At 43.6% G+C, this 16500-nt stretch carries 16 protein-coding genes; 6 read left to right on the plus strand and 10 right to left on the minus strand.

Annotated features, from left to right (window positions below; all coding sequences use genetic code 11):
• Window positions 1-70: 70 nt before the first annotated feature.
• Window positions 71-841, minus strand: a complete 771-nt coding sequence (locus AC4MCD_RS12155; protein WP_419363627.1) for a tRNA threonylcarbamoyladenosine dehydratase — start codon at window positions 839-841, stop codon at window positions 71-73.
• A 198-nt stretch (window positions 842-1039) separates the two neighbouring features.
• On the opposite strand from AC4MCD_RS12155, the gene AC4MCD_RS12160 reads away from it, so the two are divergent.
• Window positions 1040-1288 carry a hypothetical protein gene (locus AC4MCD_RS12160; protein WP_419374807.1) on the plus strand — a complete coding sequence of 83 codons (249 nt, stop codon included), beginning with the start codon at window positions 1040-1042 and terminating at the stop codon, window positions 1286-1288.
• A 36-nt stretch (window positions 1289-1324) separates the two neighbouring features.
• On the opposite strand, the gene orn is transcribed toward AC4MCD_RS12160, so the two are convergent.
• Window positions 1325-1879, minus strand: coding sequence for an oligoribonuclease (gene orn, locus AC4MCD_RS12165; protein ID WP_004782074.1), 555 nt, complete (start codon window positions 1877-1879; stop codon window positions 1325-1327).
• Between the two features lie 124 nt (window positions 1880-2003).
• Here orn and rsgA point away from each other — a divergent pair, with 124 nt between their 5' ends.
• From rsgA to secB, 4 genes are all read left to right on the plus strand, one after another.
• Complete coding sequence (gene rsgA, locus AC4MCD_RS12170; protein ID WP_491876188.1) at window positions 2004-3062, plus strand: ribosome small subunit-dependent GTPase A; 1059 nt, start codon at window positions 2004-2006, stop codon at window positions 3060-3062.
• 93 nt (window positions 3063-3155) lie between these two features.
• Window positions 3156-3563: a rhodanese-like domain-containing protein gene (locus tag AC4MCD_RS12175; RefSeq protein WP_005232169.1), complete on the plus strand. Its 408-nt coding sequence runs from the start codon at window positions 3156-3158 to the stop codon at window positions 3561-3563.
• Window positions 3564-3584: 21 nt separating this feature from the next.
• On the plus strand, window positions 3585-3839 hold the full coding sequence (gene grxC, locus AC4MCD_RS12180) for a glutaredoxin 3 (protein WP_004782071.1): 255 nt from the start codon (window positions 3585-3587) through the stop codon (window positions 3837-3839).
• A gap of 35 nt (window positions 3840-3874) precedes the next feature.
• Window positions 3875-4330 carry a protein-export chaperone SecB gene (gene secB / locus AC4MCD_RS12185; protein ID WP_491876189.1) on the plus strand — a complete coding sequence of 152 codons (456 nt, stop codon included), beginning with the start codon at window positions 3875-3877 and terminating at the stop codon, window positions 4328-4330.
• A 51-nt stretch (window positions 4331-4381) separates the two neighbouring features.
• Here secB and AC4MCD_RS12190 read toward each other — a convergent pair whose 3' ends face one another.
• The 8 genes from AC4MCD_RS12190 to AC4MCD_RS12225 all read right to left on the minus strand — a co-directional run bounded on the left by AC4MCD_RS12190 (window position 4382) and on the right by AC4MCD_RS12225 (window position 15212).
• Window positions 4382-4780 carry a cytochrome b562 gene (locus AC4MCD_RS12190; protein ID WP_491876190.1) on the minus strand — a complete coding sequence of 133 codons (399 nt, stop codon included), beginning with the start codon at window positions 4778-4780 and terminating at the stop codon, window positions 4382-4384.
• Window positions 4781-4969: 189 nt separating this feature from the next.
• Window positions 4970-5776 carry an enoyl-ACP reductase FabI gene (locus tag AC4MCD_RS12195; RefSeq protein WP_004782067.1) on the minus strand — a complete coding sequence of 269 codons (807 nt, stop codon included), beginning with the start codon at window positions 5774-5776 and terminating at the stop codon, window positions 4970-4972.
• 129 nt (window positions 5777-5905) lie between these two features.
• The gene (locus tag AC4MCD_RS12200; RefSeq protein ID WP_491876864.1) at window positions 5906-6727 is read right to left on the minus strand and encodes a TatD family hydrolase; all 822 of its coding nucleotides are present in this window, start codon (window positions 6725-6727) and stop codon (window positions 5906-5908) included.
• Window positions 6724-7686 (minus strand): RsiV family protein, encoded by a 963-nt coding sequence (locus AC4MCD_RS12205; RefSeq protein ID WP_491876191.1) that lies wholly within the window; start codon window positions 7684-7686, stop codon window positions 6724-6726. The genes AC4MCD_RS12200 and AC4MCD_RS12205 overlap by 4 nt, the downstream gene beginning before the upstream one ends.
• A gap of 49 nt (window positions 7687-7735) precedes the next feature.
• Window positions 7736-8563 (minus strand): hypothetical protein, encoded by an 828-nt coding sequence (locus tag AC4MCD_RS12210; protein ID WP_491876192.1) that lies wholly within the window; start codon window positions 8561-8563, stop codon window positions 7736-7738.
• 95 nt (window positions 8564-8658) lie between these two features.
• Window positions 8659-10251, minus strand: coding sequence for a peptide chain release factor 3 (locus tag AC4MCD_RS12215; protein WP_491876193.1), 1593 nt, complete (start codon window positions 10249-10251; stop codon window positions 8659-8661).
• Between the two features lie 287 nt (window positions 10252-10538).
• Window positions 10539-12596, minus strand: a complete 2058-nt coding sequence (locus tag AC4MCD_RS12220) for a bifunctional diguanylate cyclase/phosphodiesterase (protein WP_491876194.1) — start codon at window positions 12594-12596, stop codon at window positions 10539-10541.
• 426 nt (window positions 12597-13022) lie between these two features.
• The gene (locus AC4MCD_RS12225; RefSeq protein ID WP_419363641.1) at window positions 13023-15212 is read right to left on the minus strand and encodes a carboxy terminal-processing peptidase; all 2190 of its coding nucleotides are present in this window, start codon (window positions 15210-15212) and stop codon (window positions 13023-13025) included.
• Window positions 15213-15411: 199 nt separating this feature from the next.
• On the opposite strand from AC4MCD_RS12225, the gene nagZ reads away from it, so the two are divergent.
• Entirely contained in the window at window positions 15412-16434 is a 1023-nt protein-coding gene (nagZ, locus tag AC4MCD_RS12230; RefSeq protein ID WP_419374800.1) for a beta-N-acetylhexosaminidase, read from the plus strand.
• Window positions 16435-16500: the final 66 nt, after the last annotated feature.

Here is a 16500-nt window from a genome sequence, read left to right on the forward strand (position 1 = left end):
ATATGTTTAAAAATTCATTTTAAACTTAGCATAAAAAAAAGCACAGATCGTGTGCTTTTTTTTGACTCAATCAGGCTTTAAGTCTTTTGCTATCAAGCTTTTTCAATACTTCTGATACCGCAACCATGGCGAAGCTAGAGGTCACTACCACTGCAGACCCATAACCACCACAGCGTAAGCCTGCGCTTGCACAAACATCCGCACTGGAAAATGGGTTATCGATAGAATAGACACAAGTGATACCAAATTTTTCTTTTGGCTTTTTACAGATGCCTTTAGCACGTAATTGCGCACGTAATTTTGCCAGCATTGGATCCTGTTCGGTTCTGGATAAATCAGCTACCCGGATTTTTAAAGGATCCAGTTTACCGCCTGCCCCACCTGACACAATCAAAGGAATCTTGTTAAAACGGCAATGCAGCATCAAGGCAAACTTTGCTTTGACGTCATCGATACAATCCAGAATGATGTCAGGCTTTCCTGACAGAATTTCTTTCACATTTTCTGGTGTCAGATAATCGTCAATCAGATTGATCTTGATTCGGGGATTAATCAAACGGCAGCGTTCCGCCATGATTTCGATTTTTTCACATCCTAGCGTCGCCGTCATGGCTGGTAACTGACGGTTAATGTTCGATGCTGCCACCACATCCATGTCAACCAGTGTGAGCTCGCCAATCCCGGTACGTGCCAGTGCTTCGACTGCCCATGAACCAACACCGCCAATTCCGATCACCATCACATGACTGTTTTCATAATGATGAAAGCTATCGTCACCATAAATTTTGGCTACACCCGCAAAACGGCGGTCATACTCATCATCTTGAAGCAGATCAGTCATAGGTCATCAATAGCAAGAAAAACACCAGAGCATTTTAGCAAAATCATGGGCACTTTACTGCCACTAAAATCCAGATACAAAATCAGTCAAAAAAGCATTCTTGTGCCATCGCTAAAACACATAAAATTGATCAAATTACCATCATGATAATCTTCAAAATATTTCAATTATTATTGTCCTAAAGGGAGCCAGATCAGCATGCTATTTAACGCCCTTTTTGCCCTGGTGGTTTTGCTGTTCCTGCTCTATCTTTACGTCTTAATCTTTAAGAAGCAGAAAAATTATTATCTCAGTATCATGATCCGTATCCTGACTTTGGGATTATTTGCTTTAATTATCTTGGATCAATATGAAACCCAGACCCATCTTGCTCTGGTGCTACTAACATGGGTACTCTTTGAGAGCAGCGAGAATTTTTATAATAAAAAGCTATCTTCAAGCAAATAAAAAAAAGAGGCTTTCGCCTCTTTTTCACTGTTCGGATTATTTATTCATAATGAAGAAATATTCACGATAGTATTTCAGTTCAGCAATCGAATCACGAATGTCATCCATGGCTAGATGCGAAGCATTTTTCTTCAGGCCACTCATAATTTCAGGGCGCCAGCGTTTTGCCAACTCTTTCACTGAAGATACATCCAGATTACGGTAATGGAAATACTGTTCCAGTTCAGGCATTAAACGGTGCAGAAAGCGACGATCCTGACAGATTGAGTTACCACACATCGGCGATACTTTTGGATTCACCCATTTTTTCAGGAATTCAATGGTTTCACGTTCTGCATCCTGAGCAGTCAATTTACTGCGGCGTACACGCTCAATCAGGCCAGACTGACCATGCTGGCGAGTATTCCACTCGTCCATCGCATTCAGGATACGGTCAGATTGATGCACAGCTAGCACGGGCCCTTCGGCAAGAATATTCAGGTTATCGTCCGTTACAATCGTGGCAACTTCAATAATCTGGTCATTGTCTGTATCCAGACCTGTCATTTCCAGGTCAATCCAAATCAGGCGGCTATCCGGGGTGCTGCTCATAAATGTGCAATCTTATTAGGCTATAAAACATTTATAGTAGCAAATTTATTACGTCGATGCTGTAACTGACACCCCGCTTCATGCTATTTTTGCCATCTCGCTCCCATGGTTTTTTAGGATTTGAATGGCTTTAATACGTAAACGTCGTTTAACTGAACAACAACAACGTCGTATTCAAAAACAGCACAAAACGCGTCAGGAAGAGATCGATACCTCTCAAGACCTGGAAGGGCTGGTCGTGCAGCATTATGGCCGCCAGCTTGAGGTCCAGGCCTTGTCCATACCTGAACAGCATCCTGAAAAACCGGTCGTGGCTGAAGGCGAACCTGAGCCATTCTGGAAGCCGATTGAACTGGGTAGTGTCTGGCGCTGCCATACCCGAACCAACCTGGAATTGCTGGTAACAGGCGACCGAGTCAAATGGCAGGCTGATCCCAATACTGGACTCGGCATTATTACGGCGATTCATCCGCGTACCTCTTTGCTGACCCGTCCTGACCGTTACCACAAGGTTAAACCGGTTGCCGCCAATATTTCCCTGATTGTGATTGTGTTTGCACCATTGCCTGAGCCAGCCCCGGGTTTGATTGACCGTTATCTGGTGGCTTGTGCAGATGCAGAGATTCCAGCACTTTTAGTGCTCAATAAATCAGATTTGCTTAAGGAAAATGATCCGATTCTGGATTTGCTTAAAGAATATAAAGATTTGGGTTATGAAGTCATGCAAACCCAGTCCGATGGCGATCTGACAGAACTGTCCGCTCGTCTAAATGAAGAAACTGTAGCGTTTGTCGGTCAGTCTGGTGTGGGTAAAAGTACGCTGATTAATGCGATCGTTCCGAATGCTGCACAGAAAACCAATGTCATTTCTGAAAACTCGGCACTGGGTCAGCATACGACGACCTCCACACGTCTGATTTCCTTTGGCGATGGCGCTGCTCTCATCGACTCACCGGGAATCCGTGAATTTGGTCTCTGGCATCTGCCTTTAGACAAAGTTCAAAGTGGTTTTCCGGAAATTGAAAATCTGCTCGGTCACTGTCAGTTCCGTAACTGCACACATAAACATGAAAAACAGTGTGCCTTACGTCAGGCAGCATCAACAGGGGAAATTTTGCCGCGCCGACTGGATAGCTATTTACGTTTAATTGACGAAATTAACGAAGCGCAGCAAAAAAATTAATTTTCTTAAGGCTTAGCCCTTGAAGCGGTGATTTTGATCACCATATTTATGAGCTATACTCTTGGCAATTTTAAAATTGTAATTAGGTGAATTGTGGAACGTTGGTTCGAGTTTATGGGGAATCACCCCTTCTTGTTTGGAACACTCGCGGTACTCGTGGTTGTCTTCTTCATTATCGAAGGTCAACGTAATGGTCGCAAAATATCTCCGCAATCGCTGGGAATTTTAGTTAAAGCAAAAAATGCCATGCTGATTGATTTACGTGATGCCAAAGACTTCCGTGAAGGTCACATCAGTGGTAGCCGTAACATTCCATATAGCCAAATTACAAAACACGTTGATGAGTTAAAAGCATCTGATCGCCCGTTGGTGTTCATTTGTAATCTTGGGCAAGTTGCAGGTTCTGCACTTCAACAGGTAGGTCATGCAGATGCCTACCGTCTGGATGGTGGCATTACAAACTGGAAAGCTCAAGGTTTACCTTTGGTGAAAAGCAAATAATCTGCGAACAGGAGATTGATCATGGCTGAAGTTACTATCTATTCGACGACAGTATGTCCGTATTGTATCCGTGCAAAACAGCTCCTTGAGCGCAAAGGTGTTGCATTCAAAGAAATTAATTTATCGAATGAAGCCCCTGAAGTACGTCTTGAATTGATGCAACGTACCAATCATCGTACCGTGCCACAGATTTTTATTAATGAACAATTCATCGGCGGTTTTGATCAACTTTATGCCCTAGAGCGTGAAGGCAAACTAGACGAATTACTGGCTTAATCTACTAAAACCTACCTCATATCAAGGATTAAAGAATGAGTGAAGAACAACAAGCTCAACCACAATTGGCATTAGAGCGTATTTACACTAAAGATATTTCTTTTGAAGTTCCTGGGGCACAAGTTTTTACCAAGCAATGGCAACCTGAGTTAAACATCAACCTTTCTTCTTCTGCAGAAAAAATTGATCCGACTCATTTTGAAGTGGCTTTAAAAGTTGTGGTTCAAGCAACCAATGAAGGTGATACAGCGTTTATCGTTGACGTGACTCAAGCGGGGATCTTCCTGATTGATGGCGTGGAAGAAGAGCGTCTGCCATACATTCTTGGTGCTTACTGCCCGAACATCCTGTTCCCGTTCCTTCGTGAAGCGGTGAATGATATGGTGACTAAAGGTAGCTTCCCGCAATTGCTGCTTACACCAATCAACTTCGATGCTGAATTTGAAGCGAACATGCAACGTGCGCAAGCTGCTGCTGAAGGTCAAGCTTAATCACTTGATCTTGAAGTTAAAAAAGACCGCAATTGCGGTCTTTTTTATGGCTTATTTAAAGGCTTGATGCCCCTGCTTCTTAATCTGATCCATTTTCACCGTGAGGGTTTGAGCTTTGGCTAACTGATCTCCTGCAACAAGCTGTTCAGCTTGTTTAATCTCTTTCAATAAGTCAGTTAACAATCCCTGATACGCTGTGATTTTTGCATCTTTAGATTTTAGTTTTTGCAGACCTGAAGGTAAATTTTTCTGGCAGACTTCCACAGATTTTTGCATGCCTTGCAATGCTGCCCGCGCCTCTTTACTATCTTTGGCAGATTTGAAATTTTTTAAATGATGGTCAAGTTCATGCATATTGTCATGATAGTGATTGTCTGCTGCCATGCTCGACGTGGTGATCCCCACAGTTCCCATCACAAAAATCATGCTGATTAAAAAATTTTTAAACATCCTTAATTGTCCTGTATTGTTTTTATATTAAGCATCTTAGTGGGAAAGCCTTGAAAGATAAATTATTTTGATCCAAATTCTTGTATCCCTTGTCATTAGATTTACATCATTGACGATTAGAATTAAAAATAAAAAACCCTCAAAAACTTGAGGGTTTTTCTCTGCTGAGAATTAATCTTTTAAAGAGGCTTATTCTGCATCCAGCATCAGTTCAGCGCTCATGCCTACTGTGTTATAACCCGCATCGACATACATGATTTCACCAGTAATCCCGTTCGCCCATGGTGAGCACAGGAACAATGCTGCATTACCGACATCTTCAATGGTCACATTGCGTTTTAGTGGAGCCACTTTTTCATTCAGATCCAGCATTTTACGGAATGATTTAATACCAGACGCCGCCAATGTACGGATTGGACCGGCTGAGATCGCATTCACACGGATACCTTCTGCACCCAGGCTAGATGCCAGATAACGTACACCTGCTTCCAAAGAGGCTTTCGCCAGACCCATCACGTTATAGTTCGGCATCACGCGTTCAGAACCTTGATAAGTCAGCGTTAACAGGCAGCCTTGGCGTGCAGCCAGTAATGGCTTCGCAGCACGTGCCATCGCGATAAAGCTGTAAGCACTGATGTCATGGGCAATCTTAAAGCCTTCACGATCCGTCACATCAGTAAAATCACCATCTAAAGTATGTGCTGGTGCGAAACCGATTGAATGTACGACACCATCCAGACCATCCCAGTGTTTTGCCAGTTCTGCAAATGCATTGTCAATTTCTGCATCTACAGCCACATCACAAGGAAAAACCAATTCCGAACCGAATTGTGCAGCAAAATCATCTACACGTTTTTTCAGCTTTTCATTTGGATAAGTAAAAGCGAGTTCTGCACCTTCACGATGTAATGCCTGAGCAATACCAAAAGCAATTGATAATTTACTTGCAATACCTGCGATCAAGAAGCGCTTACCCGCCAATAGTCCTTGTGCCATGTGAATCTCACTCAAAATAATTTATATGCATGATGCCAAGTCTAAAGCATTTTAGAAATTGCATAATGCGCCTTTTTTTCATTGGATCATAAATTGGAATCCAGTTTCCGACCGATGTAGGGTTTTATCTTAGATCGTCAGATGTAAAGCCTGATGGGTATTTTTCCAGAGCTGCTGTGCCAGTTCATCCTGATCCATATGCAGACCCTTGGCCAAGCCTTGCAAGACATAAGGCAGATTGGCAGGTGTATTGCGAGTTCGCTGTTCAGTAGAATGCTGACAACATAAGGGCATCATGTCCGGACAATCGGTTTCAAGCACCAGATGTTCCGGTCCTACCTGTTCTACCACCTGATGCAGTTTTTTGGCATTCGGATTGGTGATTTGTCCTGTTATCCCAAGCTTAAAGCCCAATTTAATAAAGGCCTTGGCCTCTTCAATCCCGCCACCAAAAGCATGGGCAATACCGCCTTGTTTAAACTGATGCTGTTTTAGAATCTGTAAAACATCGGCATGAGATTTACGGATATGCAGTAACACAGGTTTATCAAACTGCTGCGCCAGTTCCAGCTGTGCAGCAAAAAAATCCTTCTGTTTCTGAAAAAGTTCCGGCTGTTTATGTCGCTTATCAAAAGTATCCAGACCAATTTCACCAATGGCAATACAAGGCTCTGTGCTTAATAACTGCTCTAGATCCTGTAAATGCTCAGGTTGATGCTGCTCAATATAAAATGGATGCAGGCCGGGTGCCAGATGACTTTGAGGCGCATTGTCTAACTGATTAATAAAATGATGCGTCTGCAATAAATCCTTAAACCGGCTCTGTAAAAAACCAATTAAGACCAGATGCTCCACCCCTGCTGCTTTGGATGCATAAGCCAGCTGTTCCCGATCATGATCAAAATCGGGAACATCAAAATGGGTATGGGTATCAAATAACGAAACCATCAGCGTGCTTTGGCAGGAGTTGCAGGCTCGGCTTCTGAAGCAGCGTTCTCTGTTTGAGGCAGATATTCAGGTTTCAGAATGCCATTCAGCTGTTCATAAGGAATGACCAGACGTGGTAAACCGACCACATAAGGACCAATCTCATATTCGGCATATTGCAGCGCCAATCCCTGTTTAGACAGATAGAAATTATCCGTCAGTTTGAATTTCCAGGCCTGTTCATATTCAGCTACATCATTGGCCAGTTTGGATTCCATCACCCAGGCTTTAAAAGCCTCATAAGCTTTGGCTTCAAGTTGAGCCTTTTGTTTAGGCAAAATGATATCGCCCAGCTTAATCAGCTTTTTCTGCTCAAGGTCAAAATTGTAGTAGGTTTGAGCAGAAGCGCCATGTGCACCACCGAGATAATGGGTACTGTTTAAGACCACAGTCGCGAGTGGATCGCCAGACTGCAGAATTCTCGGCTTGATCATCAGGCTAATACTATGACTGGCACTGAGTGCTTTCAGTTCCTTATCCAGATTCAGGAAAGTCTGCATATGCGGCTGAATCTGCTGTTCAAGCTGCTGTTTTGGAGTTTGGACATTGGCTAATGCAGTTTGCGGTTCGGAAGCAGCGGCTTCAGCTTCACTGGCTGCAGATGCTTTTGCCGGTTCGATCACATCAATTGACAAAATACCCTGTAGCTGCTGCAGAATCTGCTGATCTATCCATTCATCAATAAATGGCTGATTGCTTTTCAATCGCTCAATAGAAATCTCAGGACAGTTTTTTCCTTCACATTCAGGCAAGGCCAGTTTCAGCTTCTCAGTATCACCACTCAGCTTCAGCACTTCAGGCTGAGCCTGTACCACTTCAGGTGCAGCAGTATCTTTTGGCTCTTTTTCTTTAGGCTGACAGGCACTCAGCAAAACCGCTGATGCCAATACTGACAGACATAAAACATTCTTATAATTTGACATGCATTAACCTTTGTTCAACATCATCATTTATCCTTGCAGGACCTACCTGTTAGAACATATTCTGATAAATATCCACTTTCAAGACTTGTTGTGTTTGTTCTTTGGTTAAATAGATGTCCAGTTGTTTGGCATCTTTGCTAATTTCCTGACTACGATAATGTAGACCAATTCCTTCCTGATCAAAGAACCAGTCCGCCTGTCCCCAATACAGTTTTTTTGAAGCTTTCTGCTGGACTTCCGCATTATTGTCTTTTAACCATTTCTGATAAGCTTGCTGCACAATTTGATCCATCTGCAACTGCTGCTCAGGATTGATAATATCCAGAGGACTGAGTATTTTTTGCTGCAGCCGGTCAGCCACAAAGAAATAATAGCGTTCATTGACGCGGATATTTTCCTGAGTGCTATCTACCCCAATTTGCACTAACACAAATTGATTGCGCTGATAAGGAATACGAGTATATAGCGATAACTCATAGGCCTTATTCAGTTTGAGCTGGGCTTGCCAAGCATCTGATTTTTTTACATAGGCATTAACCGCCTGCTGCAGACTCATATCCTGCTTTAAGCCAATCTGATCCTGAATGACTTTTGCCTGCTGCTTTTCAATAGACTGGTTTAGCCAGGCATCGGCTGTCTTTAAGGTTTGAATATCCAGATTAATACAGTTTTTAGTTTCACAAAATGGCAAGGCAATATCGGCCGATTTCTCCTGAATATTCAGGTAAGGCAAAACTTTGGCTTTTTCTTCAGGGGTGACTGCTGCAGATTCTTTCCGTTCTACTGACGGCTGTTCATTTTCATTTTTATCACATGCTCCAAGCAACAAACTACAGCCAATGACTGAACCGAGCAGGATTTCCTTACTAAACTTCATGATTTTTTAGAGATATAAGTAATGAGTCGTCTAAATGTAGCACAAAATAAAACAGCTTCCGGAGAAGCTGTTTAACATTTTCCAAGCCTGAAGGCTTAGTGTTCGCGTGTGTTACGGAATACGATATCCGGATAACGTTCCTGCATCAGCTGTAAGTTCACTCGGCTTGGTGCAAGATAAGTCAAATGACCACCACCATCAACAGATAACTGGTCATGGGCTTTTTTCTTGAATTCGTTGAATTTTTTCTCATCTTCACAAGATACCCAACGTACTGTATTGATGCTCACCGGCTCATAAATACAGTCCACCTTGTACTCTTCTTTCAGACGATACGCGACCACTTCGAACTGCAGCACACCCACAGCACCAACAATCAGGTCATTGCTGTTTTGTGGCATGAAGACCTGAGTTGCACCTTCTTCAGAAAGCTCTTTCAGACCTTTTTGCAGCTGTTTTGACTTCAACGGATCTTTCAGACGAACACGGCGGAACATTTCCGGTGCAAAGTGCGGAATACCGGTAAATTGCAGTTTTTCACCTGAAGTGAAGGTATCACCGATCTGGATGGTACCGTGGTTATGCAGACCGATAATATCACCCGGCCATGCTTCTTCCAGATGCTGACGGTCACCGGCCAGGAAGGTCAAGGCATCGCTAATGCGGATATCTTTATCGATACGCACATGCTTCATTTTCATGCCTTTTTCATACTTACCTGAACAGATTCGCATGAAAGCGATACGGTCACGGTGTTTCGGGTCCATATTGGCCTGAATCTTGAAGATAAAACCTGTAAAACCTTCTTCATCTGCCTCTACTTTACGGTCTTGAGTTGGATGCGCTTTTGGAGGTGGTGCATATTCGCTAAATGTATCCAGAACATGGTCGACACCGAAGTTACCCAAAGCAGTACCGAACAGAACTGGAGTTTGACGGCCTGCCAGGAATTCTTCACGATCTAATGGCTCATTGGCCATTTGTACCAGTTCCAACGATTCTTCAAATGCCGCCCAAGCCAGCTCACCGACTTTTTTACGTAAGTCTGCATGGTCATAGCCATCACGAACTTCGATGTCAGTAATTACTGAACCAAAACCGGCTTTATAGACATAGAACTTTTCTTCAAGCAGGTTATATACACCAGCGAAGTCACGTCCTGTACCGAGTGGCCAGGTGATTGGTACACATTTAATTTTCAGGACATTTTCGATCTCATCCAGCAGCTCTAAAGGCTCACGGATTTCACGGTCCATTTTGTTGACGAAAGAAATGATCGGTGTGTCACGCATACGACACACTTCCATCAATTTAATGGTACGTTCCTCGACACCTTTTGCACCGTCAATCACCATCAACGCCGAGTCTACCGCAGTGAGGGTACGGTAAGTATCTTCCGAGAAATCTTCATGCCCCGGGGTATCAAGCAGGTTAATCATCTTGTCCTTGAACGGGAACTGCATGACGGACGTGGTGATCGAAATCCCACGCTCTTTTTCCATTTCCATCCAGTCAGAAGTGGCTGCACGATCCGATTTACGGCTTTTCACCATACCTGCAACCTGAATGGCCTGCCCCCATAACAGCAGTTTTTCTGTCATGGTAGTTTTACCGGCATCGGGGTGGGAAATAATGGCGAATGTACGTCGCTGAGCGACCTGCACCGCTAACTCATCTTTAAAACTCATGGAAAATACCTACTGCAGAACCGCAGTGCTCAAGATCAAATACGATCAATATGAAAAATTGACGATATTGTAGCAGATTTCTAGAGCCAATAAGCAGCCCTATAAACTGGAGAAATCGCAGTTTTCCATTCTCTTTTCTGGTTGAACTGATATTTTTTTGGCTCGTCGATTTAACGGATTTAATTTACTACTCAACCTAGAAATTATAAATCAATAATCACATAAATTTTATAATTTACAATTGATTAGCTTAATCATAAAAATTTCTAAATAGTGATTTACTGAGTTCAAGAAACCAAGGCCCTAGCTTCAAGTTGCTCGACATCCATCGGTTTACCCAGCAGATAGCCCTGCATCTGCTGACAGCCTAAACGGGTCAAAATTTCTGCTTGCTGTACAGTTTCAATTCCTTCAGCCGTTACTTTCAGGCCGAGTTTAATGGCCAGCTGAATAATACTTTCCAGAATCATTTCTTCCTTGGAACCTGCACTCAGACCCTGAATAAACTCCTTGTCAATTTTCAGCTCATCGACAGGCAGGTTTTTTAAATACAGAAAGCTGGAATGCCCGGTACCAAAATCATCAATCGCCAGCTGGATGCCCATCTGACGCAACTGCTGCAAAGTCCGGATACTCGAATCAATGTGATGCATGGCAGTCGATTCAGTAATCTCAATCATCAAATGTTGAGGATCAATTTTATATTGACTGAGTAGCTGCTCCAGCGTACTGATCAGATGCTTATGCTCAAACTGAACCGCAGATAAATTGACACCGATCGGGAAAAAATCAGCATGATCAGTTTCCCAGAGCTGAATCTGTTTACAGGCCTGCTCTAAAGCCCAGTAGCCCATCGGAATAATCAGACCGGTTTTTTCTGCCCCCGGAATAAACATATTTGGACCCAGCAAACCATGCAATGGGTGCTTCCAGCGGATTAGCGCTTCTACACCACAGATCTGCTCATCATGGGTAAATTTTGGCTGATAAACCAAGATAAATTGCTGTTCTTCTACTGCCTTATACAGATCATTGATCAGTTTGCTCTGGCTCTTGCTTTCATGCTGATCAGTCGAGAAATTAAAAACCGAATAGGTATTTCGTCCCTGATACTTGGAAGTCAACATGGCGGCATCTGCATTGATCAGCAGATCTTGCAGATTCTGGCCATGCTTCGGATACATCGCGATCCCGATACTGCCCGAAATATTGATAGTCTTGCCACTGATCTGGAAACTTTCCTGAATTAGTTCCAGAATCCTTTCCGATATTTTCGAGGCCTGCTCTACTGAAGTATTTTCCAGCACCAGCAGAAATTCATCGCCACCGATGCGTAGCAGTTTGGAATCATCTCCCAGAATTTGATGAATACGATAAGCCAGCTGAATCAGTAGCTGATCCCCAACGTGATGGCCAAACACATCATTCACGGCTTTAAAACGGTCTAGGTCAATATATAAAAAAGCGATTTCATGCTGGGTATCTTGCTGCCGGCCAGAAAATAGCAATTGTGCATATTTGACTAGATATAATCGGTTTGGCAGTTTGGTAAGATTATCTTGAATCGCCTGATTCGCCAGCTCTTTATTGGCCAGCATTAGCTGACGGTTACGTGATTCAAAGCGTAACTCCAGCATGGCTACACCAAATGCAGTCACCAGTACCAGACAACTAATCAGGATGACTGAAAATAACAAGTCATAGTGTGAATGACTGACTTGGGGCAATGGATGGGCATCTTCATAAAAACTAAGTGCCGCCATACCCGTATAATGCATCCCGACAATGGTCAACGTGAGCATACTCGCGACCACGAGCTTCATCCGGATTGTACTTTGCACTGCCTGTCGATATTTGAAGGCCACCCAAAAACTGAGTCCCGCTCCACTCGTTGCAATCAGGATCGAACAAATCATTAATAAAGGATGATAGGCAGTCACATGATTTTTAACATTCAGGCCCAGCATGCCCACATAGTGCATTCCTGACATGCCCAGCCCCATCAGAACAGCACCTAGAATCAAGCGGGCACAAGGCAAGGTTTTACGGGTAGTGAGCCAGATGGCAAAGGTTGCTCCCACAAAGCCAATCACATAAGAACTTAATGTGAGTGCAGTATCGATATCATAAGCATCAGGAAAATGAGCTGCCGTCATGCCGACATAATGCATTCCCCAGATCGCCAGTCCCAGCAAGCCACCGCTGAACAGTAAAATAAGGGTTTTCAACCTTAGCGACACATTACGAAATAGCATCTGCTCAAGCGTAAGCGTCAAATAGCAGGCAAGAAATGCCACAGCCATCGATCCAATGAGCAGACTGACATCATGATGAGCATGAATCATATAAAATGTTCCATCTGGGCGATCATTTTTATTTTATTGCACAGCTGTATTCGCACGATTCCCCGCTAAATTTACGCCCTATAAAAAATAAAATACTCTTTTCAGAGTTCATCCCGACTGCTTCAAACTTGAAGCCATATACAAAATTTATTGCAATATTTTTATCTCTTCAGTAGCTGGAGTGGAGTTTAAAATTGCCCTGAATCGATAAAATAAAAAATTAAGCTTATATATTAGAAGTCTTTGAGATTTTATCAATTGATTAAATTTAATATTCCAGCTTTTTTATTCGACATAAATCACAAATTTTTCTTTTTTATTTAGTTACATAGCACTTTATATTTAATTGATATTGCATTCTATTTGCACAAAAAAACAGCCTATCGAGATAGGCTGTTTTAGAAACTGTATTACTTTATGTGAAAGTTACTGTTTTGACTGTGCTTGAGCATAGTCAGCCAAGACATGCGCGGCTTCCAGTACAAAAGCTTCTTCTTCCGGTAATGCCGGACGCTCTTTGGCTTTCATTTTCGCTCGAGCTTCAACCATGGCATCCAGAGAAGCCTGATAACTTTCCCAGTTCGGATAAGGTTTCAGGCCGGTTGCCGCACGGCGGGCATTTTCAGCTTCTAAAGCTTTACGCTCGATATCCAGCAACTCAGCTTTACGCTGTTCCAGATCCAGAACTACACGTTTTTGGTCTTCGACTTTTTTCATAGCCGCTGTACGCTGTTCCAGATACTTGAATTGAGGGTTCTGAGCGACACGCTGTTGAGATAACTTGGCCAGTTCCGGTACATATTTCTGTACCACACCTTCACGTTTAAATGGCGCAGTTGGAATCGTATCCCACTCTAGGGCATTTTTAGCCTTACGTTCACCAAACTCTTCATTATAGATGTCGACCAGCTTGATATCCGGAATCACGCCCTTGTTTTGGGTACTACCACCGGTCACACGATAGAACTTACGCTGGGTCAGCGTTGCCTGACCATGTGCCAAGCTATCCAGCTGAACCTGTGCAGTTCCTTTACCCGTTGTGGTACTACCGATCACGATGCCGCGTTCATAATCCTGAATCGCCGCCGAATAAATTTCACTTGCAGATGCAGAAGCCAGGTTCACCATTACTGCCAATGGGCCAGCATAGGTTTGCGCACCGCCATCATCATCTTCAAAGACGCTAACATTACCGTTACCATCACGAATCTGAACCACAGGACCCGACTTGATCACCTGTCCTAGCATGCGTGCCACTTCTTCAAGTGAACCACCCGGGTTATTACGCAAGTCTACAATAATACCGGCAACATTCTTCGCAGCCAGCTCTTTCAGGGCCTTATTGGTATCTTCTGATACAGAACGGTAGTCAGTACCTGCACGACGGGCACGATAGTTCAGATAGAAAGATGGAATTTCAATCACACCGTACTGATATTTTTTACCATCACGCTGGATTTCAACGGTACGGGTTCTAACCCCGGCATCTTCTTCCTGAATCACATCACGTACAAGACTGACATTACGCGCCTGTCCCATGGTCGCACCCGGGCCTAATAACTTCAGCGTTACTTTGGTGCCGCGCTTACCACGAATCAGGCCAACAATTTCATTGCTCGGCCAGCCGACCACATCAACCATCTGTTCGCCGTCTTGAGCAACGCCAACAATACGGTCACCTGATTTTACCTGTCCTGATTTGCTGGCAGGCCCACCTTCTACAATGGTTTCAATCTTGGTGTAATCTTCATTACCACGTTCCGGACGAATCGACACCCCAATCCCTTCCAGCTGTAAGGTGGTCTGACGGTTCAGCTCCATCGCATCTACAGGCGGGAAATAATTACTGTGTGGATCGTAAGTCAGCATCATCGCATTCAGGGTTTTGTCCAGCACATCATCGCTCTTGATCCGGCTGAGACGTTCTAACTGACGGGTATAACGTTTGGTCAGAGTTTGAGCAGGCGTTAAATCTTCTGGCCCAGTCAGGTCCTGACCATTCGCCAGTTCAGGGTTGGCTTTGAGTGCATTCTGCTTGGCCTGCTCTTCTTCCTTACTAATAGTCAGATTGATGAGCTGAGAAACCAGCATTTTTGACCAGTGAGCACGCTGTTCAGCCTGAGTTTTAAAGAACGGTGCTTTTTCGCGATCCGTTTCGATATATACATTCTTCTGGTTCAGGTTTTGCGGCTTTTTCAGTTCTTCCAGCATAAAGGTATAGAACTGGGCTAAACGCTCACGATACTGCGCATGAATTTCATAAGGGCCAGACAAATTACCGGCTTTCAGATTGGCACCAAAAGTAGCACCATAGCGTTTTTTATAATCTTCTATTTCAGATGCCAGAAAAAGACTGTGATCTGCATCCAGACTATCAATATAAAAATCAAAGATACGCTGTGAAGTCTGAGCATCCAGACGCATATTCAAATAATGTTGGCGATCAACGAGAGTTGCCAGTTGTCGGGATACCAATGCCTGTTCTTGAGAAGGTTGAAGCACTGCTTTGCTGACTACTTCTTTACCATCAGCTGCAATTGCATCATTCACCACATGGGTAAAAAATAATCCGCCTGTCGCAATCGCAACTGCACAAGCTATTGTTTGAAATTTCATAAATAATTCGTACTTCCTTGGCCTCAAGACCAATTTGACCGTGTTGCTTTTCGAGCAGAACTTAAAGTATTCAGCATCTTAAACAACTTAATATGTTTATGTCGTGTAGTTTTATCATATTCTGTGCTGACAAAGTGTAGCAAATCATTGCAGAATTCAGGTATTGTTTTCCCCGAAAATTCGAAAATGGATTCCGCATATGATTGGCGCATTGATGCTCGACATCGCAGGCACTACCCTTACTCAAGAAGATATTGAACTCTTGGGTGCACCACAAGTCGGTGGTGTGATTTTATTCGGTCGCAATATTGAATCTCCTGCCCAAGTCCGCACTTTGACTGATCATATGCGTCAGGTCCGTCCAGATATTCTGATTGCGGTGGATCAGGAAGGTGGCCGTGTACAGCGCCTCAAACAAGGTTTTACTCTGCTACCTGCTATGGGTAAATTTGGTGAGCTTTACCAGACCGATCGTGAAAAAGCGCTGGAACTGGCCGAGAAATGTGGCTGGTTGATGGCCACCGAAGTACTGGCTGTCGGAATTGATTTTAGTTTTGCGCCTGTGCTGGATTTAAATGATATTAGCGATGTGATTGGTGACCGCAGCTTTGCCAAAAATATTCAGGATATTATTCCACTAGCTGGTGCTTTCCTGAAAGGTATGAAACGTGCTGGCATGGCTTCAACTGGTAAGCATTTCCCGGGACATGGTTCGGTTAAAGCAGATTCGCATGTAGCCGCTGCCATTGATATGCGCAGCTATGAAGAAATCCAGCAAAAAGATATGCAGACTTTTATCCAGTTACAATCACAACTGGATGCGCTTATGCCTGCCCATGTCATCTATAGTCAGGTAGATCCAAATCCAGCCGGTTTCTCAGAATTCTGGATTCAGAAAGTGTTACGCCAAGAACTTGGCTTCGACGGCGTACTGTTCTCGGATGATTTAAGCATGCAGGCTGCCTGTGTGGCTGGCGGTGCCGATGCTCGTATTCAGGCGGCATTGAAAGCAGGTTGTGATATGGGATTGGTCTGCAATGATCGCGCAGCACAATGTATTGCGCTTGAGGGCATTCAGGAGCTACCGCTGCCAAATCAGCAGCGTCTGGAACGTATGCGTGGAAAAATTCCAGAGATTCAGATCGGCACTGAACTGGATCTTGGAGATGAATGGCGCCAGATCCGTGATGAAATCAGCCAGTTTAAAGATCAGGTTCTGTAATTTTTTAATGATCTGAATACGACAAAGGAACACGACAAGGTGTTCCTTTTTTATTATCATGTTGAA

This window comes from Acinetobacter sp. CAU_H_78 (assembly GCF_058599365.1).